This window comes from Aureibaculum algae (assembly GCF_006065315.1).
GTDB lineage: Bacteria > Bacteroidota > Bacteroidia > Flavobacteriales > Flavobacteriaceae > Aureibaculum > Aureibaculum algae.
Map to the genome: position 1 here is coordinate 3,426,856 of NZ_CP040749.1, position 21,647 is coordinate 3,448,502.

General features: G+C 32.8%; 17 protein-coding genes. 1 reads left to right on the top strand and 16 read right to left on the bottom strand.

Annotated features, from left to right (window positions below; all coding sequences use genetic code 11):
* Positions 1 to 184: 184 nt before the first annotated feature.
* From FF125_RS14440 to FF125_RS14515, 16 genes are all read right to left on the bottom strand, one after another.
* Positions 185 to 1,891: a C45 family autoproteolytic acyltransferase/hydolase gene (locus FF125_RS14440; protein WP_138950430.1), complete on the bottom strand. Its 1,707-nt coding sequence runs from the start codon at positions 1,889 to 1,891 to the stop codon at positions 185 to 187.
* A gap of 1,050 nt (positions 1,892 to 2,941) precedes the next feature.
* Positions 2,942 to 4,468 carry a phytoene desaturase family protein gene (locus FF125_RS14445; RefSeq protein WP_138950431.1) on the bottom strand — a complete coding sequence of 509 codons (1,527 nt, stop codon included), beginning with the start codon at positions 4,466 to 4,468 and terminating at the stop codon, positions 2,942 to 2,944.
* 4 nt (positions 4,469 to 4,472) lie between these two features.
* On the bottom strand, positions 4,473 to 8,165 hold the full coding sequence (locus FF125_RS14450; RefSeq protein ID WP_138950432.1) for an MMPL family transporter: 3,693 nt from the start codon (positions 8,163 to 8,165) through the stop codon (positions 4,473 to 4,475).
* Positions 8,158 to 9,354 (bottom strand): DUF2062 domain-containing protein, encoded by a 1,197-nt coding sequence (locus tag FF125_RS14455; RefSeq protein ID WP_138950433.1) that lies wholly within the window; start codon positions 9,352 to 9,354, stop codon positions 8,158 to 8,160. Before FF125_RS14455 ends, FF125_RS14450 begins: the two co-directional genes overlap by 8 nt.
* Positions 9,355 to 9,372: 18 nt before the next feature.
* Positions 9,373 to 9,870: a hypothetical protein gene (locus FF125_RS14460; RefSeq protein WP_138950434.1), complete on the bottom strand. Its 498-nt coding sequence runs from the start codon at positions 9,868 to 9,870 to the stop codon at positions 9,373 to 9,375.
* A 474-nt stretch (positions 9,871 to 10,344) separates the two neighbouring features.
* The gene (locus FF125_RS14465; protein ID WP_138950435.1) at positions 10,345 to 10,710 is read right to left on the bottom strand and encodes a 3-hydroxyacyl-ACP dehydratase; all 366 of its coding nucleotides are present in this window, start codon (positions 10,708 to 10,710) and stop codon (positions 10,345 to 10,347) included.
* Positions 10,711 to 10,825: 115 nt separating this feature from the next.
* Positions 10,826 to 11,443 carry a hypothetical protein gene (locus tag FF125_RS14470; RefSeq protein ID WP_138950436.1) on the bottom strand — a complete coding sequence of 206 codons (618 nt, stop codon included), beginning with the start codon at positions 11,441 to 11,443 and terminating at the stop codon, positions 10,826 to 10,828.
* Positions 11,424 to 12,047, bottom strand: coding sequence for a LolA family protein (locus tag FF125_RS14475; protein WP_138950437.1), 624 nt, complete (start codon positions 12,045 to 12,047; stop codon positions 11,424 to 11,426). Before FF125_RS14475 ends, FF125_RS14470 begins: the two co-directional genes overlap by 20 nt.
* Positions 12,040 to 12,669, bottom strand: a complete 630-nt coding sequence (locus FF125_RS14480) for a polysaccharide deacetylase family protein (protein WP_250629594.1) — start codon at positions 12,667 to 12,669, stop codon at positions 12,040 to 12,042. Before FF125_RS14480 ends, FF125_RS14475 begins: the two co-directional genes overlap by 8 nt.
* 128 nt (positions 12,670 to 12,797) lie before the next feature.
* The gene (locus tag FF125_RS14485; protein ID WP_138950439.1) at positions 12,798 to 13,859 is read right to left on the bottom strand and encodes a beta-ketoacyl-[acyl-carrier-protein] synthase family protein; all 1,062 of its coding nucleotides are present in this window, start codon (positions 13,857 to 13,859) and stop codon (positions 12,798 to 12,800) included.
* Positions 13,860 to 15,056 carry a beta-ketoacyl-[acyl-carrier-protein] synthase family protein gene (locus FF125_RS14490; RefSeq protein WP_138950440.1) on the bottom strand — a complete coding sequence of 399 codons (1,197 nt, stop codon included), beginning with the start codon at positions 15,054 to 15,056 and terminating at the stop codon, positions 13,860 to 13,862.
* Complete coding sequence (locus FF125_RS14495) at positions 15,057 to 15,314, bottom strand: phosphopantetheine-binding protein (protein ID WP_117883504.1); 258 nt, start codon at positions 15,312 to 15,314, stop codon at positions 15,057 to 15,059.
* Entirely contained in the window at positions 15,315 to 15,773 is a 459-nt protein-coding gene (locus FF125_RS14500; protein WP_317129636.1) for a 3-oxoacyl-ACP synthase, read from the bottom strand. It abuts the gene before it with no gap.
* A gap of 163 nt (positions 15,774 to 15,936) precedes the next feature.
* Positions 15,937 to 17,082, bottom strand: a complete 1,146-nt coding sequence (locus FF125_RS14505; RefSeq protein ID WP_138950442.1) for a beta-ketoacyl-[acyl-carrier-protein] synthase family protein — start codon at positions 17,080 to 17,082, stop codon at positions 15,937 to 15,939.
* A gap of 83 nt (positions 17,083 to 17,165) precedes the next feature.
* Positions 17,166 to 18,515, bottom strand: a complete 1,350-nt coding sequence (locus tag FF125_RS14510; RefSeq protein ID WP_138950443.1) for a sensor histidine kinase — start codon at positions 18,513 to 18,515, stop codon at positions 17,166 to 17,168.
* The gene (locus FF125_RS14515; RefSeq protein ID WP_138950444.1) at positions 18,515 to 19,879 is read right to left on the bottom strand and encodes a sigma-54-dependent transcriptional regulator; all 1,365 of its coding nucleotides are present in this window, start codon (positions 19,877 to 19,879) and stop codon (positions 18,515 to 18,517) included. The genes FF125_RS14510 and FF125_RS14515 overlap by 1 nt, the downstream gene beginning before the upstream one ends.
* Before the next feature lie 231 nt (positions 19,880 to 20,110).
* On the opposite strand from FF125_RS14515, the gene FF125_RS14520 reads away from it, so the two are divergent.
* The gene (locus tag FF125_RS14520; RefSeq protein WP_138950445.1) at positions 20,111 to 21,469 is read left to right on the top strand and encodes a TolC family protein; all 1,359 of its coding nucleotides are present in this window, start codon (positions 20,111 to 20,113) and stop codon (positions 21,467 to 21,469) included.
* The last annotated feature ends 178 nt before the right edge of the window (positions 21,470 to 21,647 follow it).

Sequence of the window (21,647 nt, forward strand, 5' to 3'; positions counted from 1 at the left end):
TGGAGTAATTAGGGAAGGTGGTGCTTTATTTTTATAAAGTGCTATCTTCTTTTTTTAGTAGAATGTATCGTTAAAATTTTGCAGTTTTATTAGGGTTATCGATACCTTTTTCTTCCCGAAGTTTCGGAAAAAAATCACTCGAACGGACGTATGGATACAAATGTTCTATTAATAAAGGGCACTATTAGTTTACTTTTTTAATATACTTTTCAATCCGTACTCTATGTGGTACCGTAGTAATTTCTTTGGTGAGTGCTTTTTTGAATTCAATTAAAGCGGCAGCATCATAACCTTTTTCGTAATAGTACTTACCGACCAATTCATAGACTTCCCAATATTCAGGATTGGCACTTTCTAATTCTTTTAATAATTCTGAACTGGCGTTACCTTTGGCATCAATAATAGCGATTAATTCGTGTCTTAATTGACGATAGCGTTCATAGTTTTTATAGGCTTCTGTTTTGATAAAGTCATCAGCAGGAATGTTTAATTGCTCTTCTGAAATGGTTTCTTTAAAATTCTGTTTACCTGATCCGACGTTTGGCAGGTCAAATTTCTGAAATACTGTATTCAAATCATAACTCACAAACTCTCCCAATTGATAAGGATTGGTAGAAATCCACACTTTTAATTGATCTGGTTGAAATACAATACCGTGATGTGCTAGGAGTTGATTTAAGGCTTTTTCGTTTCCATAGCCAATCTCTTTATCATTTAAACCTTTGGTATTTCTTAAAATAGAAACTGCTTTTTCAGGATTAATTTTATCATTTTCAGTTAGTAATTCCTCCATCCGTTCATAGCGGTATTGCGAATGACTTTCTGCTTTCTGCTTGATATTATTTTCGTCATTGGCATAAGCCTCACTTTGAAAATGATTAGAACATAATAGCTGACTGGTATTTGTAACTTCATAGACTCCAAAATTATTCGGTGAAACCTCAATAGTAACCGCTTTATGGTCCTTAGCACTTCCTACTAAGATCGCTTCAGAAACAAATACTTTGCGTTTCTTAGCAATAGCAATGGCCTCTTCAATAGTAGAAGCATATTGTAAAATTTCTCGTGTTAATAAGGATATTGGCGTTTTTGCTACTAACGGAATATCCGATTTTCCAGCGTTAATGGTCACTGTGAGTCCTTGGTCGTTCATACCTGATACTACGCCAATCATTCCTCCCCAAGTCACAGACATATATTTGTATCCCGTATCGGGAGCCACAAAAGCAATGATTTTTTGTTTGGCAAATTCGTCCCCAGCATAAAAATCGAAGTTTCGACCAATGAGCAAACCTCCATCAGCAGATTTATCATCCCACACTGCAAAAGAAGAACAACCAACCAAGGCTAAATCCTTTAACGCGTGTCCAATATCATGGGCTCCGTGTAAATATAAGCTTCGCATATAATCGTCCGCTACATAATCGTAATCATCACCAGCATAGCGAGACACTCCATAAATTTCTGTTTTATATTCATCAACAATATTTAAATAGAGCTTTCTATTGTACCAAGCTAAAAATTTTCGCAATAGCATTTGCTTAAATTTTGAAGGTACCATCTCCTCTACTTTTGAGAAAAAGATTCCCTCTTGTTTTTGAAGTAATTCTCTTGTCAAACTACCGTTTGCAAGTCCGCGTTCTAAGGGATCTCCTTTAACATATAATTCCCACAAGCCATGCTCATTTTTGCGGAGTTGGTTTTTACCCACAGTAAATGTAGAATCGTTTATTTGTACTCTTTCTGGGATTTTATTGTTAAAACCTTCTAGTTTTGGTTGGTCTTTGAGTGATTTTTTTACACCACAAGAGGTTATTAGGAGGATTAGTCCTAATAGTGTTAGTAGTTTGTGAATTAGACCCCTCCGTCCATGATGTTTAATACAAAACATAATATTTCGTTTGGACACCTCCCCTTAATCAAGGGGAGGAGCTTTGTTTTCGTTTAAATTACTATTTATTAATCTATTCTATAATGATATTCAGCTCAAAATCGTTAAACGATTATGCTTATTACAAACAACAGCTGTAATGCGACTTTCGTTGTGTTCTACTTTGCCCTGAATCTCCGTTCAAGCTGACGGAGAAGAGCTTTGTTTTCGTTTTAATTACTATTTATTAATCTACTCTAAAATTATATTCAGTTCAAACTAGTTAAACCATTATGCTTATTACAAACAACAGCTTTCGTACATCTTCCGTTGTGTCCTCCTTTGCCCTGAATCTACCCTCAGACTGATTGAGAAGAGCTTTGTTTTCGTTTTAATTACTATTTATTAATCTACTCTAAAATTATATTCAGTTCAAACTAGTTAAACCATTATGCTTATTACAAACAACAGCTTTCGTACATCTTCCGTTGTGTCCTCCTTTGCCCTGAATCTACCCTCAGACTGATTGAGAGGAGCTTTGTTTTCGTTTAAATTACTATTTATTAATCTATTCTATAATGATATTCAGCTCAAAATCGTTAAACCATTATGCTTATTACAAACAACAGCTGTAATGCGACTTTCGTTGTGTTCTACTTTGCCTTATATCTCCGCTCATACTGATTTAGATGGGCTTTGTTTCGTTATAATTACTATTTATTAATCTACTCTAAAATTATATTCAGCTCAAAGGAGTTAAACCATTATCCTTATTACAAACAACAGCTGTAATGCAACTTTCGTTGTGTTCTATCTATTCAAAGACTCTGCACATAATGAAATGGAGAAGCTTTGTTTTCATTATCATTACTATCTATAATCTATTCTAAAATCATATTCAATTCAAAGGATTTAAACCACTATGCTTATTACAAACAACAGCTTTCGTACATCTTCCGTTGTGTTCTACTTATGCTAAGACTCCGCTCATACTGACAGAGAGGAGCTTTGTGTATTCTTCATCATTTAATTCAAAAATTTTTTATCATCATGCATCAATCGTGAATCTTTTCACTCTTCATTGGCCTTTACAATTTTATCTACCAAATACTCTCTTCCTACAATTTCAGAACAGGTTAATACAGCACTAATGGTTACCCCTAAAATACCATGCATATTTAAACTTTGCCCTGTAAATAACAAATTTTTAAGTCTGGTTTTTGGCGATAAAAAGGATTTCATCGGGCTGTCAGCATCTTTTACATAACCATACATAGAACCACGGTTAACCCCAATATAATCACGGTACGAAAGTGGTGTTGATGCATATACCGACAATATACAATCTCTAATATTTGGGAATTTTTTTTCAAGCTCTACCAACATTAATTCAATTTTCTCTGCTTTAAATTGTTCATAGGTTTGCCCTCGCTCCCCTTTTTCGGCTACAGTATTGAAGGTGTTTTCCCATTGTTCCACTTCATCGTAATGCATATAGGTTATGGCGGTCATATTCTCTGCCCATTCGTTTCGATTTTGCTTTACACTCATAGAAACCATATACCCTTCGGGCCAACTCTTTGCATCATAATCAGCAGCAGTCCATACTTTTTTATAATTTTTAAAATGATAATAGTTATAATTCATATATTTAAACGTTTTTGGCTTAAAAACGATGTATATACTAAAGGCAGAAATTACACTTTCTATATTTGAAATCCGGTTGGTATACGACTTTCTAAGTCGATCATTACCCAACATTTTTACGGTAAACTTTGGTTCTATATTTGAAATGAATAAATCCCCTTTTATTTCATTTCCCGCTTTTGTAATAACCGAAACTAATTTTTCGTTTTCAAATCCAAATGAAGTAACTTCACTACGTTTATAGGCTTCACCACCAAATTCCTTTAATTTTTTAATCAATAATTTGGCAATTTGACTCCCTCCATTTACACATCTATATGAACTTTGTATATAAGAGTTTACCGATAAAGCATGTACATAAAATGGCGTTTTATCTTTGTCACCAGCATATAAAAAATTAGAACCAGCCAACACCGACTTTAGTTTTTCATTATCAGTTATGCTATCTAAAAAATCGCTGATTTTTAGACTAAGCAGCGAAGTGTTATCATAATAGGTATCTCCAGGTTTTAAATTATACAGTGGAAAACTATTACAAGTTGCTCTGATCTTATCACAATACGATTGAATAGCATCGGTATCTTTAGGGAATTTTTGACTCAATTGAGTAATAAAATTGTCATAACCTTGTGCGTGTGGATATTCAACCTTGTCATTATCAAAAGAGATAACATCGTATTGATTTTCATCCATTTTCTTCAATTTTAGTCCATCCATGATGCCTAAATAATTGAAATAACGATAAAGATTTTGACCTTTATCTAAGCCACCAATGTAATGTACACCGGTATCAAAAACACTTTTATCTCTAGAAAATATCTGTAAATTACCGCCGTATTGATTGTTTTTTTCGAGCACACAAACACTTTTGCCTTCGCGAGCCAAAATATTTGCAGATACGAGTCCGCCCAAACCACTTCCAATAATTACTACGTCGTATTTTTCTTTCATTGCACTACTTGTATTGTAAGACCAAATGAATAATGGATTGGTCTTGATACTGCATTTGATAACCTTTATCTACAAACGCAGCTAATAAAGCATCATTTTGGACCAAAAGCACATTTTGTACCTTCATTTCTAATAGGGTCTTAATATCTGAAATATCGCTAATTTTAGCTGAAATCACCAAAATATCCGCCTTTTTTGATAAAATTTGACCAAAATCGTTCAAATAATCAACATTTCGATGCTGATTAGTATAGCAGTTTTTGGCGATTGTGCATTTTTCTTTATCTGAGATATAACTTGTTATTTTTCTATCTAAAAAACGAGACACTAACAAGATATCTAATTGCCCAAAGTCATTGGCTATATGTACAATAGTTGCTTTTGCTGGTAGACGATCAGAAACCTTTTGATAAAGCATATTATTTTCCTTAAAATCATTTTTAACAGCATTGAAAAGAGTTGCCCCTTTATAGCGATAATTACTAAATAAGATGTCCTTAAAATAATCAGCATCTTCAATACCATCTCTCACTTTCTGAAACTCTTGTTTATAAAACGCTCCTATTTTCTTGGTTCGTTCACGGTCAGTACTTCCAAATGCAGGATCATCATAGGCAATCCGTTTACCTACAACCACTGTCAAACTACCATCATAAATGATAAGGTCGCGTTTGGGGAGCACTTCTGAGTTTCCATGTAAGTATAATGGTAAAATATCCAATTCTAATTGCTGAGCCAGGAAAAATGCCCCTTTATGAAACCGTCCAATTTTATTGGTAAAGGAGCGTCTTGCTTCTGGAAAGACGACCAAACAATACCCTTGACGGATTTTCTCTTTTAAATGTTCTAAACTACCATCTACACCACTTGACACCGGATAAAACCCCGCAACCTTAGCTAGTAAACCGAATACAGGTGATTTATATACCCAATCATTTACCAAGTAAATAACATTTGGTGTGGTCATTCCAATCGTTAACGTATCTAAAAATGAGGCGTGATTGGAAATAATTATCGCAGGTTTATCAAACTTCTCATGATGAGGATTTTCAACTTTCTTTTTCACAAACGGATTGCCATACAAAGTCGCAGTTACCATTTTTGCCATGGTGTTGTGCAACCACTTCATCTTCTTTTTCTTAGAAACAGGAATGATTGGTAAAATGGTCATACTTATTAGTGATAAAATCATCCCGCCAAGGCCATAAAAAGTAAACAGCAACATTGCGTGAAGAAAAGTCCGCAATCGTAATGGAGCCACCCCCTTTTTAGTCCGCCAACCAATAACAAAATTAAACAGTAATGGCTGAATGGTAAAAGCAATGAGTACGGCAGATAAAATACCAATAATAGAAACAACAGAAATGGATTTTAATGCTGGATGCTTGGCGAAAATCAACACGCCTACCCCTAAAATAGTGGTAATTACCGATAATAAAATAGACGTTTTATACGTCGGCAATTCCTTTACACCATAGGTATGTTTTTTTAACAAGCCATTGGTTATAAAAATACTATAATCAACTCCCAGTCCAAAAATGAAGGTAGAAATAATAATATTAAAAACATTAAAATGAATACCGAACAAGCCCATGACACCAATAGTAACCAACCAAGTTAATGCTATGGGAATAATAGTAATCAGTGTAAGCTCTATGCTTCTATAAAATAGCAATAAAATAAGTACAACCGCCAATAAAGAATAGCCGATAAGCTTATTGAAATCATCTTTTAAATTACCTAAAAACGTTTCATTAATATGTTGACGATCAATAACCACCGTTTGTGGTAATTGATCAAAGGTAGACACCACCTCCTTTACATTTTCGGGACGAACTTTCACCATAGAAACCACCGTTGCAAAAGAAGTGTCGTTTGAAATAAATTCATCTAAAAAAAGCGATTTCAATTGGCGATAGTCCTGATAAGAAATTACAGAAAAATTACTTTCTAACTGCTTATAAAAACGATTAAAAGTAGTTGGTTTAAATCCTATTGCGGTTCCACTTTCAATAAGGTTTTCTTTTACGAATTGCTTTTTATCTGCCGTCCAAAATTGACGCCATTGTTGTATTTTCTGGTTTTGTAACTGCTCTGAAAGCACTAAAGAACCTACAGAACTAAAACTCAATATTGAATCTTTTAACTTATAATCTATCAGGTCTTTATAAATAGCATCATTAGCCAATAAGGCTTCATCTACAGAATTTCCATAAGCCGTAACGTATATTGATTTAGATGCCATATTCAATAAGGTATCTAACTTTTTCTCTGTCTTTTTTAAGGCTTCCGTTTGATAATTCATTTTTGAAATATCCTGATCAAAAATAACATTACGATAGGTAAAAAGACTGATTACAAAAACAATTAGCAATCCGAAAACCAACACCTTGTTATGTTGAAATTTATACCTTGCCACCTTATCAATAAGTGTTGCTTTTGAATGCCTTTTTTCTGTTTTAAAACGATACAAATGTGGAATGAGCAACAACGCAAAAACAGAGGCACTTAAAACACTAACAGAAGCAAATATTCCTAATTCCTTAAGAGCTTCTGACTTTAGAAATAATAAGCATAAAAAGGCCATGGCTGTGGTAATACTGCTCATTAAAATGGGCTTGGCAACATCTTTATACAATTGCTTTACATCATTATTATTTCTAAAATGAGTGAGTATATGTAAGGCATAATCTAATGTAATACCCAATAAAACAGAACCTATACCTAATGAAATGGCAGAAATCTGACCTTTTACTACATATAAAACAACTACCGCCAATAAGGCTCCGAAAATAGTTGGAATAAAGAGAATAATGGGAATTAACAACTTTCTATAAAAGAAAATCAGAATCAATACCAATACCGATAATGCAATACTTATGGTAAATTGAATGTCATTTTTAATTTGTGAGGCGTTAGCTACTGCAATTACTGTAGAACCATAATATTCACTAGAAACAGACTTATTGTACTTGACGTTCAATGCCTCTTGAATACGAAACAATTGTTCTACAAACTTTGTATTGTTTGCGGTTTCATTGGCTGCTAATTCTGGCACAATAAACAGTAAAAGGTTTTTATGGTCTTTACTGACTAAAAACCCGTTGTGTATTTCAAAATTGTCGTCTACTTTTAATTGTTCTAACTTTTTTAAGCCTAGAAAAGTAATGCCTAATGGATCTTTTAAAATGGTTTTTTTCGCAATGATACCTGTTGGAGAAATGAGCGTTTTGTAGTTTGCTTTGGTAATGGCATCAATACTATCTTTTTGCAACCGACCTTCTATCTGTTCATAATCAGCATCAGTTAAGAACAATGGTAGGTTCTGATTGATAAAACCAAGGGTTTTATCAATGGCGTCATCTCCTATTCTACCCTGTACTTCTTTGATAAATTCGCTACTTTGTTTTTGAATGCTATCTATATATTCACTGGCATAAACAGTTAATTCATTAACATCAGCTTTATTTTTAGCTTCAAGATAGACAATGATTTTATCGGCAAATTTTACATTTTGAAGGACTTTATTAGTGATGTCAGATTTTTCAGAATTGGGTATTAATTTGGTTATATCTTCTTCAAATTGCAGTTTAGAAGCTAAAAACCCTAGTAAAAATAGTAACAACACGAAGATACTGGCAAAAAGTATCTTTTGTTTTTGCAATACACGATACGTCTTATAAAAGAAATTATCCATGTTTTACTTTCTTTTTGTTACCCGTTTTAATCTGTAAATAAATAAAGCCCGCCAATCCAAAAAGCACAGCCATAATAAAAGCTAAGGCAAAACTCCCCAAAATGTATTGGAAAAGATACACCCCAATTTTAAAATTTTCATCAATTTGATGTAAATCTAAGCTTCTTCTTCCCAACATAAAACCACCCAACTTTAAACTTCCATAAAGAATGAAAGGAATAAAAATAGGGAAACTAACATTTGAAAAGGCAAAACTAATGACCTTATTTAATTTTAAGGCTGCTGCAACTACAATGGATAAAATAGAATGGAATCCCCAAAAAGGTGAAATTCCAATAAATGTACCGAGAGCAATGGAAAGTGATTTTTTTATATTTGAATCTTCGCTTCCAATTAAATCTTCTTTAAAGAATCGTTTGAATCCCTTCTCTTTAAATTTTCTATAAAAATCGCGTGGTTTAATGTAGACAATAGCAATTGTAAACAACCATGTATTCATAGCACTAATACGTATAAAGTCTTTGAAGGGTCTGTAATGTGAGACACGCTCGTCAGGGTCATACAATACACGTATGGGTATGTTTTTAACTTCAATGCCATTCCACGATGCTTTTACAATCACCTCTACTTCAAACTCGAATTTAGTACTTAAAAATTTTATTTTGTTGATCTCTTTAACGGGATACAATCGAAATCCCGATTGTGTGTCTTGCAATGTAAAACCTGTTTCTGCCCAATACCAAAAGTTAGAAAACTTATTGGCAAAGCTATTTTTTCTCGGCATGCCTTTGGCGTTCAAATTTCGAGCACCAATTAATAGTAAATCTTTCGTTTCAGAATTTTCTAGCTCTTCAAGAAACAGTGGAATATCATCTGGATAATGCTGTCCATCAGAATCAATAGAAATGGCATAATCAAAACCTAAGGCTTCTGCTTTATGCAACCCCAAACGTAAGGCGTTGCCTTTCCCTTTATTTTTTTCTAAATGTATTTGGGTGAGTTTCGGATAATGAGTTAGAATCCTTTTAGTTGAATCCGTTGCACCATCATTGATGATAATAATTTGATTGGTGTAATATAAAACACCTTGAATAACACGATCTAACGTAGCTTGGTTGTTGTAGGTCGGAATAAGGACACAACAATTGAAATCGGTTATTTTTTGAGCTATTTTCTCGGGATTTTGCACGAAACGTTAAGGACTACATTAAAGCTTCGAAATTACAGTTTTTTCTTCGGTTGAAAAAGCATTGGATTGTGAAACATAACCTCTAATATGTTTCTTTAATGCTGTATTTCTTATATGTGGCAATTGACTATAAATAAAGGTTTTATCTTCATCTATATTGGTTTTATATTTTAATAATTTTGGGGAGTTCTCTTGAACACTTAAACGAATGAGTCTCAATTCAACGTTATTTGTATTATTTGCAATCACCGTTTCTAGCATTGCCGCTCCCTTTTTAAAATACTCTTTTTTGTCTTTTATTTTAGATTCAAACTTTGCTTTTACCGTTAAAGAAGCTGCTTTATAACCCACCAGTGTTGCATCATCAGTAACCTTAACGCTTTCCAATTTTTGGTAGAAGTCCTTAGCGACCTCCTCAGAATTTGCAGATTTTATATAGAGCTCGCGTATTTCTGGTACGGTAGGTTTAACTGTGATTGCTATAAAAAATGATATGTATAGTACTAATTTTGTCATGTTTTTACTTGTTGTTTTTTACTACCCCTTAATAGACATTAAACTTTTACTAGCATCACTGGGTTCTCGATACGATGCATTGTCTTCTCAGGAACCCGAATCTTTCTATGAGTATTACTCGGTTCTCGATACGATGCTTTATCTTCTCGGGAACCCGAATATTCCCATTTGCATCACTCGAACGGACGCGTATGTGCTAACGTCACTTCGAGTGTTTTCTTCATTGCGATAGCGTTGAAGAAAATGTATCGAGAAGTATTTTTTTCTAAAACTATCGATACGATGCTTTGTCTTCTCAAAAACCCGAAACTTTCTACTAGCATCACTCGGTTCTCGATACGATGCTTTGTTTTCTTAGAAAACCCGAAACTTTCTAATAGCATCACTCGAACGGACGAGTATGTACTAACGTCACTTCGAGTGTTTTCTTCAATGCGATAGCGTTGAAGAAAATGTATCGAGAAGTCGCTATTATTAAACTTCTCTATAAAGACCATTAAATTTTAGAGCTACTGTGTCGCCCATTTTAGTAATATTCTTTACTTTAAATTTACCTTCCTCTTCAGTGATATTCAAATTTAATACCAAAGTGTTATTTTCTTCAGGATTAATCAACGCCATAAATTTAATATTGCTCGATTTTTCCATAAACAACTTTTTCTCCAACGCTTTTTCCGTCAATTCTTTGATGATTTGAATCATGCAAACACCAGGCATTACCGGATTACCAGGAAAATGACCATTAAAAATATCATGATCTTTATTTATGAAAATTTCAGAAACCAATTGACCTTCTGTAAATTCAAAAGACTGAACTGTATATAAATTTTTGAGTAACATTTTATAACGTATTAATAGTTGGTAAAAATAGAATTTCTTTTTGAATTGATATCCGTTTGTTTATTTTTAAGAGGTCTTACTCCTATAGGTCTCCAATCTCGTTTTGAGCAGCATGCTAATCAATACGCTTCAATTTAATTTTTAGCTTCATATTCTTATGGTCTATTAAAATGTTTTCAGCTATTTTACCTTTCTTACTCTCAAAGGTGAAAATAATTTTTTCTTTGGATTTAGAAGCATATAAAATACGTACCAACTGTTGGTTTTTCTTACTGATATAATAGTAATTAAATCTTTTATTATCAACTAATTGAAAAATAGTAGCTGCTGTGGTTCGATAGGTTTTATCAACTCGAATTTCTTCTTGGAGTAAAATTTTAAAATCCTTTTTTAAGGTATTGATGAGTATTTTCTTATTAAGGTCATCCGCGATAAAGTTGATGGTAAACACATCATTTTTAAGTTCCATATCCATCATTTTAGAACCAAATTCTGTGGCAAAAACGACTCTATGATGCTCAGTTGCTAATTTTTTAATGATTAAAAGACCACCAAAAGTTCGTCCATACACTTCAAAATTTGCCTTATAAACATAATCTTTAGAATGATCTGCGAAATAAGGATTTTTATACTTTTCTACTGAATTTTCCACAAGCACAAAATCTTTTGTAGAGGCTACAGTACAAGAAGTGAACAGTAAAATTACGATAAAACTAATTCCTAAAAACCTCATCTTTTATCACTTGGTTTTCTTTTCGGTTTTTAAATACAATTTGTGTGTAATCATCAGAAGGTTCTATCATTCGCACCTCAACCACCGTATGTTTTTGCGTATCGAAATGCAACACAAATTGTTTGATGTATTTTTTAAGTTCCTCATCTTTAGAATCAAACGTAACAATATACGCTTCAGCGTTTTTAGAGAAATTCATAGTAAATTCAGCAGCATCAAACATATCACCACGAATACTTTTTACAATGAGCTGATTCAATTTTTTAAACAATTGGTTTGAGCCAATATTGACATCGCTCCTTTTCCCCTCGTCATTAATTAACAGCTTGTCTTCCTTGAAAATAACACTATACTGAAAAGGACTTGTATATGACCATTTTACCAAATTTGGCGACTTAAACTGCATTTTTCCTGAAGTTTTAATGTCATTTGACAAAAACTCCATGTGTTTGTATTGATCAAAATCGCTACCGATTGTCTTTGTTTTTTGGGCAACTGCTTTTACACGTTGTTTAAAGTTTGTAATTTCTTGAGCAGTCATCGCATTTTGTGCGAAGCTTGCTGTTCCAAGACATAAGAAAAGGATAAGTATTAATTTAGGCATATGCTTCAATTTCAAATAATTCATCTACCGTTACGGTTTCATAGTGATGTTCTTGTAAAAATAACAATAATTGTTCCAAAACCACAACAGTCCGTTTACTAGAATCATGTAATAAAATAACATCACCAGCTTTTAGGTTCTTTGTAATTCTATTGAGAATCTTTTTGGGTTCTTTTATTTTTGTATCCAAAGACCTCACATTCCATCCTACAACTTGAAGATTCGTTTGTTTAATTGCGTTTTTTATGGCAGGATTAGTAATTCCAAAAGGGGGTCTAAACAACTTGCAATTCACTTTTATTAAATTGTAAATCAATTTATTAGTGCTAATTATTTCATCAACAATCTTGTTCTTTGAAAAAAAATCAAAAGTATTAGAATGACTGTAAGAATGATTACCAACGACATGTCCTTCAGCAACTATTTGTTGCACTAATTTGGGGTGTTTTTCTATGCGATTTCCAATACAAAAAAAAGAAGCTTTGCTATTGTATTTCTTTAAAATAGAAAGGACTTGAGGTGTAAATTCTGAACTCGGCCCATCATCAAAAGTAATGGCTACTTGTTTTTTACTAGTCTTCGGATTTGAATTTAGAGCATTGACGTGATAGTTCCATCGCATGTGAAATGAACCTATACACGTTACAATCAACCAACATATAAAAAGAACAACATATAAAAATTTAGGAAGTTCAAATGACAAAACAAGCAACACCAGTATAAAAAAAAAGCTATTTACTCTGCCAAATTTTAACATGACTGTAATACTACTAAACTGTGGTTTTCGCCTCTGTATTGATTATAAAGAAGTACATTTTTGTAGGTCTTTTTAGGTTTGTCATTTATTTTAACCAAAGTAGGAATCTCTTTTTCCTTAATTATTTTGGAAGCCAGCCAAAATCCAAATGCAGAGGCTGTATTAAATTCTCCAGACAAATGTTTATAATAAACTTGCTGTGTATCTTTAAAGATACCTTCTTCTATCGTTTTGTAATACGAATCGAAAGTAACATCGCCATTATTACCCAAAACAACAAGGTCTATATCATCAACCGACAATTTATTTACTTCTAAAAATGTTTTAATTCTAGATTCTAAATTCTCTTCGTTAAGTTGACTGTAAATTTCAACATCCACTAATTTTGCATAGCTATGCTCCGTTTGTTCATCTGATAATGTACAAAATATAGCTCCTTCTCCGAAGATAGAACCGTCTGTATTCGAATGAATTAAATCTGCACTACCAACCTCTTCATTTTTAATATGACCAATCAAATGATGTAAATCATTGGTATGCTTACCATGTTCATCTACACCACCAACCAAAATAGTTGATGCCTCATCCTCATTAAACTTCATCTGAGCATCAATAAGACAAGATTCAAAAGAAATTGTAGAATGCACATAGGTAAAGTTATAGGCTTTGCATTGTAAGCCTAAGGCAATTTGAGCCCCAACTGTATTATGTGTAGATTGAATAAAAGAAGTAGGGGTTAAAAACTCTTCATCATTATCTATTATGGCACTTACAAATTTTTCAGAATCTTGTAAACAACCCATTCCCGTACCTGTAATTATAGCATCAGGAACTTCTACATGAGCATCTTTTAACGCTAAACTTGAAGCCACAACACCCATTTTCACACCTTTTGCCATTCTTCTCGCTGCTGCAGGTGGAATATACTCTTTATAATTAGGGTTAATAACCGGTAAAATATTAGTGTCATAAAAGACAATATCATCTAAGAATCCACTCTCAGTAGTTTTTTGTGCCGAAACACACCCCAATCCATTGATATAACAATTTTTCATTTAGTTTTTTGAAAAAATTAAGGTTGAGCAATTTCCACCAAAACCAAAAGAATTAGAAAGCACAAAATTGATTGGCTTCTCTTTTACTACGGTAACGGGTACAATGCCTGTTTCAGTAATCGCTGTATTGAAGTTTAAATTCGGAAAAATAAGATTGTGCTGAATAGCTAATATAGAATACACCGCTTCAATTGCTGCCGCAGCAGCCAACGTATGCCCAGTAAACCCTTTTGTTGAACTTAAATCAGGAATTTTACTTCCAAAAACACGTTGTATAGCAATACTTTCCGATAAATCGTTGTTGGGTGTTGCCGTGCCATGTGCATTTATATAATCTATTTGTTCCGGTAAAATTCCCGAAACTTTAAAAGCTTTTTGCATGGCTAATGTAGCTCCTTCACCATTATCAGACGAAGCTGTTTGATGAAAAGCGTCATTCGCATTTCCATAACCGGAAACATAAGCCAGTACTTTTTTATTTTCTTTTGCAACTATTTCATCAGACTCTAATACTAAAAATGCAGCCGCTTCACCTAAGTTCAAACCTGTTCTATCATTATCAAAAGGTTTACAGTAGGTATCTGACAAAATCATCAAGGTTTTAAATCCGTTGATGGTAAATTTCGATAAGCAATCTGCACCGCCTACCACTACTCTATCCAATTTACCAGCTTTTATCATTCGAGCACCTAGCATTATCGCATTTGCAGATGAAGAACATGCCGTACTAATTGTCGTTACAAAATCGGTAATTCCTAATTGTTCTGCAATTTTGTGGGTAGAATCACCCGCATGATGACCACCGATGTATTTGTGATTGGTTTCATCTTCTAAATATTGGTAATAATACTTTTCAGTCATGTCCATACCTCCTACACTGGTAGCAGATATTAAACCTGTACGACAATCATTAATATCAGAAATTCCGGCATTCTCAACGGCCTGTTTGGCAGCAACTACCCCCAGCAATGCTGTTCTGGAATAATTTTGAGATTCAGGTAAACGCAATTGCTTTATCAATTCTTCGTTTGACAAATCAATTTCACCGACCATAATTTCGTCAATATGACGTGTTTTTATGCTAGAAATTTTAGAGATACCGTGCTTACTTTGCAATAAAGCATTCAAATTCTCTTCAACTGAGTTACCAATTGAAGAAACAATACCCATTCCAGTAATGGCAACTCCTTTAGACATTTATTTTGTTCTATTTGCAGTAATATAAGTTGCCATAATAGCAACCGATTCAAAAATTTTCTTTCCCTCTTTAGGATCAGTTAATTTAATACCGTAATCTTTATCTAACATTACAATTAACTCTAAAGCATCAATAGAATCTAATCCCAATCCGTCTCCAAAAAGAGGATCATCATCTCCTATTTCTTCGATTGAAACATCCTCTAAATTCAATTGCTCTATAATTTTTTCTTTTAATTCTAATTTTAATCCTTCCATCTAATCTTTATTTTTATAAAGGTTTTTTAATTCGTTAGTTGTATGCTTCCTCTGTCCTTTTTTAGATATCATATACATAAAGCAATCATAAGCTTCTCCATCATAATCTACCCATCCGCAAAGTACACTTTCGGCTTTTTCTTTTTCTAATAAGCTACTTGCATATGCATGCAAAAAATCAGCATTAAAAGCGTCAAAGATAAAAAAAGCATTCTCACTTTTTAACTGATGTTTAATACTTATTTCGCCAATAGTAATATTAGGGAGCGTATATACAAATACAGCGGGACTCGGATAATAACTTTCCTTGTCTTGAATACTCCCTTGATGTTTCCTATCTGTATCTAAGCTTGAAGCCCTGTTTGTCAACACAATAGCGACATTATCATCAGCGTCAATTTTAGTTGCATTTAACACATATTCAGCTCCCAAAAAGGCTAATTTACTTAAGTTATCCATTTTAAAAAATTTTGAATAACTTAAATTCAAATGTTTATACCCTTTTTTAGAAAAATCAGCAAATTCACTATTGGAATCCTCTCTAAATATGAGTTCTCCATTCACCGAAACTGTGTTATTCCTTATATGACAATAGTTTGATATGTAATTTTCTATTTTCAAATTAATGCACTTTTTTAAAAATTACGGCTGTATTACATCCGCCAAAACCAGATGCTGTTTTCAAAAAAGTTTGCAATGGCTTTTTTGTATTTTCTTTTATTACATTAATAGATTGAGAAACGCCAAGTTCATCAAAACCATAAGAAGCATATAAGGTATTATTAAATACCGATTGCATTCCGACTATGGCTTCTAGCAAACCAGATGCTCCCAGCGTGTGGCCATAATATCCTTTTAAACTATTCACGGGCACATCACTTAATTCCATTCTATTAATAGCAATGGCCTCCATTTCATCATTATAATTGGTAGCCGTACCGTGTGCCGAAATATAATCTATGGTACTCGTTTCTATCATTGCTTCTTTCAGAGCAGATTGTATGCTTCTGTATAATCCTTCTCCAGTTCTTGATGGTCCAGAAATATGATTGGCATCATTACAAGAGCCATCGCCTAATATTTCTACTGCGTCTGGTGATAGGTTTTCCTTTTTGGAGGTTACCAAAACCGAAGCAGCAGCTTCTCCAATATTAATTCCTGTTCTATTTTTAGAAAAAGGCCTACAAGGAGCATCGCTTATTGCTTGAAACGATTGAAATCCTGATAAAATAAATTCAGAAACAATATCTCCACTAGCAATAAGTACATTATCATACACATCAGACGCTATCATTCGTTTTGCCACTGAAACCGCTAAAATTCCAGATACACAAGCGTTAGAGACTACTATTGCTTCGTTTTTAAATCCGAAAAATTGTTGAATTTGCTTCCCTAATTCAGCCAAATATGCTCGTTCTTTTGGGAATTTCGAATGGGAATCTAAGACATCTACATTTCCTTTCGTAGTTGAAATAATAAGTCCCGTTTTAGCTGTAATTTCTAAGTTAGACTGTTCTAAAACATCATTCAATGATAAGAACATCATTTTTTCTAAACGCGTAAAATCACTACTACTCCCTAATTTTTGAAAAGCAGCATCTAATTGATCCCTTTTTATCAAAGAGGAATAAAAGGGCGTTTGTAACACCTTTTTGTCGTCTATTTTTTCAATACCAGAATTCCCTAATGAGATATTCTCAATATTCTGAGCCGTAGTAAAACCAAGACTTGAGATGATATTATTGTATGAAAGATAGGTTTGAGACACGCTTTATCGCTAAATTATTCGTTGCAAAAGTAATTAAAAGTATTTTGTTGAAACACACAGTTAAAATTGAATTCTAATTTATTTTAAAAAGTCAAGACAAAGGTGGTATTCTTATCTGGAACAGAATGCACCATAAGGCTACCACCATGCAGCTGCATAATTTGTTTAGAAAGGCTTAAACCGATTCCCGTTCCTGAATTTTTAGTTGTAAAAAATGGAACAAAGATTTCTTCTATAAGTTCTGGAGCTATACCAGATCCGTTGTCAGTAACGGTAATGTATTTTTTGTTTGCGTTGTTAATTCCTGCTGACATTTTAATAATGCCGTTTTCCTTATTCTTTAATGATTGTAAGGCATTTTTAGCTAAATTTATCATTACTTGTGTAATTTGCTTACTGTCAACAAACAGTTCTAAATTTTCTGGAGTAATGTCTAATTTTATTTCTACCTTATTATTGACACCATCTTGCTGCATTAAAACCAATACCTTACTAAGTAATTTTTTCGCCTCAACAATTTCCTTATCAGGTTCTGGAACGCTCAATAAAGTTCTGTACGATTGAACAAAACTCATTAAATCGTTACCTTGTTCTTTGATAACTTCCAGTCCTTTTATTGTGTTTTCAATATGCTTTACCTCAAACGTATCTGCATTAACCATTTCATCGTCTTTTTTAAAATATCTTAAAATTGACTCTGAAATTGAGGTAATGGGCGTAATGGTATTCATTATTTCATGAGTTAGCACTCGTATCAATTTCACCCAAGAATCAGTTTCCTTCTCGTCCAACTCCTTATTAATATCTTGAATTACAACTAACAAAAGCTCCTGTTTGTTAATATTTATTGAAGTCGATTTTATGGCCAATTGGGTTTTCTCTCTTTCGTTTGTGAGCTGATATAATTTTTGATCAAACGGTTTTAAATCTTCAAATAAAGCGTACAATCCTTTATCTACTTGAGCCAATTGTTTTATATGATTCAGAGGTTTATAATTTAATAATTTTTCAACGGTAGGATTAGAAAAAATAATATGTCCTTTCTCATTAAAAGTTAAGATTCCAATATTCGAATGCTTTAAAATTTCTTGATAATATTGTTCTTGCTCTTGCTTTTTCAGATGCACGTCTTGTATCAAAGCATTAACTCTATTCAAACTCTGATTTAAGCTCTGAAAAGACTCAATAAGATCTTTTTCTGGAAAATGTAATGTAAAATCTTCATTTTTAATGGCATCAAAAAAGTAGGCCAGTTTCCTATTGATATTATTAATATAATAGACCAATTGCCATGCTTGAAAGTATAAGAATCCAAGCATAAAAAAACAAACTACATAAAACCCTTTTGTAAATAAGAAAGCGAGACCTAAAGCGGTAAGGGTTATAAAAGTTACCCTTAAAATAATGTGTATATAAAAGTTTCTACTCGCCATTAGTTGTCCATTTTCTTAATCTTGTTGTACAAGGTTTGCCTAGAAACCCCCAATTGATTTGCGGCGGCACTATAATTACCATCATGCTTATTCAAAGCATTCGTAATCATCACTTTTTCCATTTCTTCTAGAGTAGCTGTAGTCGTTTCGTTAGATGGTAACGTTTTATTAGACCAAGAAAAATCTGTTGGCTTTAAAACATTACCATCACATAAAATAACAGCTCTTTCCATGGCATGTCGTAATTCGCGAACATTACCAGGCCAACCATAGTCTTTAAATTTATCTTGGACCATGGCATTTAATCTCAATCCTTGCTTTCCATATTTAGCCGCAAATTTATTTAAATAAAAATCAGCCAATAACAACACATCATCATCGCGTTCTCGCAATGGAGGTACTTCCACATGGATTGTATTAATTCTGTACAACAAATCTTCACGAAATATGCCATCTTTTACCATTTGTTCCAAATTGCAATTGGTAGCACAAACTAAGCGAATATCAACTGAGATTGGTTTATTAGATCCTACACGTACAATTATTCTATTTTGAATGGCCGATAATAATTTAGCCTGTGTTTGTAGCGATAGATTTCCTATCTCATCTAAAAATAATGTTCCACCATTTGCAGCTTCAAATTTACCTATCCTATCCTCTTTAGCATCAGTAAATGACCCCTTGGCATGCCCAAATAATTCACTTTCAAATAAAGTTTCAGATATTGACCCCATGTCTACATTAATAAAAACTTCATTTTTTCGAGGCGACATTCGGTGTAATTCTCTAGCTATTAACTCTTTTCCTGTACCGTTCTCACCAGTTATCAATACATTAATATCTGTTGTAGCTACTTTTCGAGTAAGATTTAAGACAGACGTAAGGGCCTTTGAATTACCAATAATATAATTTTTATCTTGATTGATAAGTTGTTTTAAATTGCTCTCTTTTTCTTTTAATTGATGGACTTCTTTTTGCGATTTACGTAATAGAAAAGCCGATTTTACAGTGGCTAATAATTTATCATTATTCCATGGTTTTAACACAAAATCAGCCGCACCTTCTTTCAAAGCTTTTACGGCTAAATCTATCGCTCCATAGGCTGTCATCATAATTACTGAAACCGCAGGTGATTTCTTTTTAATTTCTTTTAGCCAGTACAAACCTTCATTACCAGAATTAATACCGGCAGAAAAATTCATATCTAATAAAACAATATCAAAGTCCGTCAGATTCTTAAGCGATGAAATCTGATTCGGGTTTGAAAGTATTTCAATACTTTTATATTCAAATTGCAACAATATTTCTAAAGCACTTAGCACGCTTTTATTATCATCTATTATTAAAATTTTTCCATCAGTCATCTTTACTAGTTTAATATTTTTTAAATGTACAAACAAAGATTTAAGTTTTTAAATAAGTGTAAAAATATTTTACACTTATTGTCAAAATATTTTACAAATAAAATATAGTATAAATCACAAAAAATCATAACAAACTGATTTACATACAAATAAAAACATGGCACAACATTAGTATACCTTTTGGCATAACATAAATAAAAATAGTTTTCTAAACTTGAATATTAATTAAACATGACCCTTAAAAATCATATATTTTTTTTACTTTTCGTTTTAATAGCCAACACTATTAGTGCACAAAAAACTTGGACATTAGATGAATGCGTAGCCTATGCCGTTGAGCACAACTTAGCATTGAATAATATTAAATACAACAGTGATTCTAACAAAGAAACTTATAAGCAGTCTATTCGTAATTTACTACCTAATTTAATTGGGTCATCAGATTACAACATACGTTATGGACGCTCGGTTAATGGTTTTACCAATGACATTATTAATACCGACTTTTTCTCTAATAATTATTCTTTAAGCTCTTCCGTAGATATATTTCAAGGGTTTCAAAAACTAAATTCCATAAAAGCTTCTAAATTTCTCTACAAGGCTGCAAAGGAAGATGTATTACAAGAAAAATATTTATTGGCTTTTAGGGTAATGTCTGCCTTTTATGACATTCGCTTTTATGAAGGATTATTACTTATTTCTGAAGATCAGGTAAAAGTCTCTGAAACCAATTACAATTTAGTAAAGCGTAAGGTAGAATTAGGTTTAAAGGCTGGAGCTGATTTATACGAAGCAGAATCTGTATTATTAACAGATCAATTGGCGGCAACACAAAGTAAAAATAGTTTAGAGACTGCCCAATTAAAACTGATTCAAGAAATGAATTTAGAAGGTCAAACATCTATCACTATCAATACAGCATTGGACGAAATAACAGCAACAGAAAGCAATTCTCCAGTTACAGACTTAGATACTATTTATAACACAGCAACTAGTTTTATTCCTTTCATTAAGGCTGAAAAATTAAGAACAGAGGCTGCTAAAAAAGAAGTTGCTATTGCACGAGGTAACTTATACCCTTCCATATCTTTATTTGCAGGATATGGAACCGGCTATTACGAAACTAATGTTGATGATACCGACCATATTATTCCATTCAATACCCAATTTAAAGATAATGCTTCGAGGTATGTTGGGATCTCTGTAACTGTTCCTATTTTTAACCGTTGGTCTGGTCGTTCAAATATAAAACAACAAAAAATTGAACTTCAACGTGCCCATAATAATTTAGATATACAAAAACAAGAATTGTATAAACTGATTCAACAACTAGTACAAGATCAAAAATCATTTACTGTAGAGTCTGAGCAAAGTACTAAAAAAATGAAAGCCCAAGAGTTGACATTTGCCATTGCACAAAAGAAATATGAAAAGGGAATGATAAATGCCATAGAATTGTATCAAGCAAAAAACTTATATACGACTTCTCAAAATGAAAATTTACAAGTAAAATTACAATTGAAAGTCACTGAAAAAACGCTTGATTTCTATAAAGGATTACCAGTATTTGATAGTATTGATAAAAATTAAAAAAGTTAGGAGTTCATAATTAAAAAAGGCATGAGGTACGAAGAAAAAAAGTTTGAAGACTTAAGTAAAAAAAATAACGAGTAACGATTGATGATTAACGATTTTTGAATTAAAAAATATAATTGTGAACGATTGGACCTTAAGATGTCCACGTATTGAAATAAAGATTAAAGCCAAA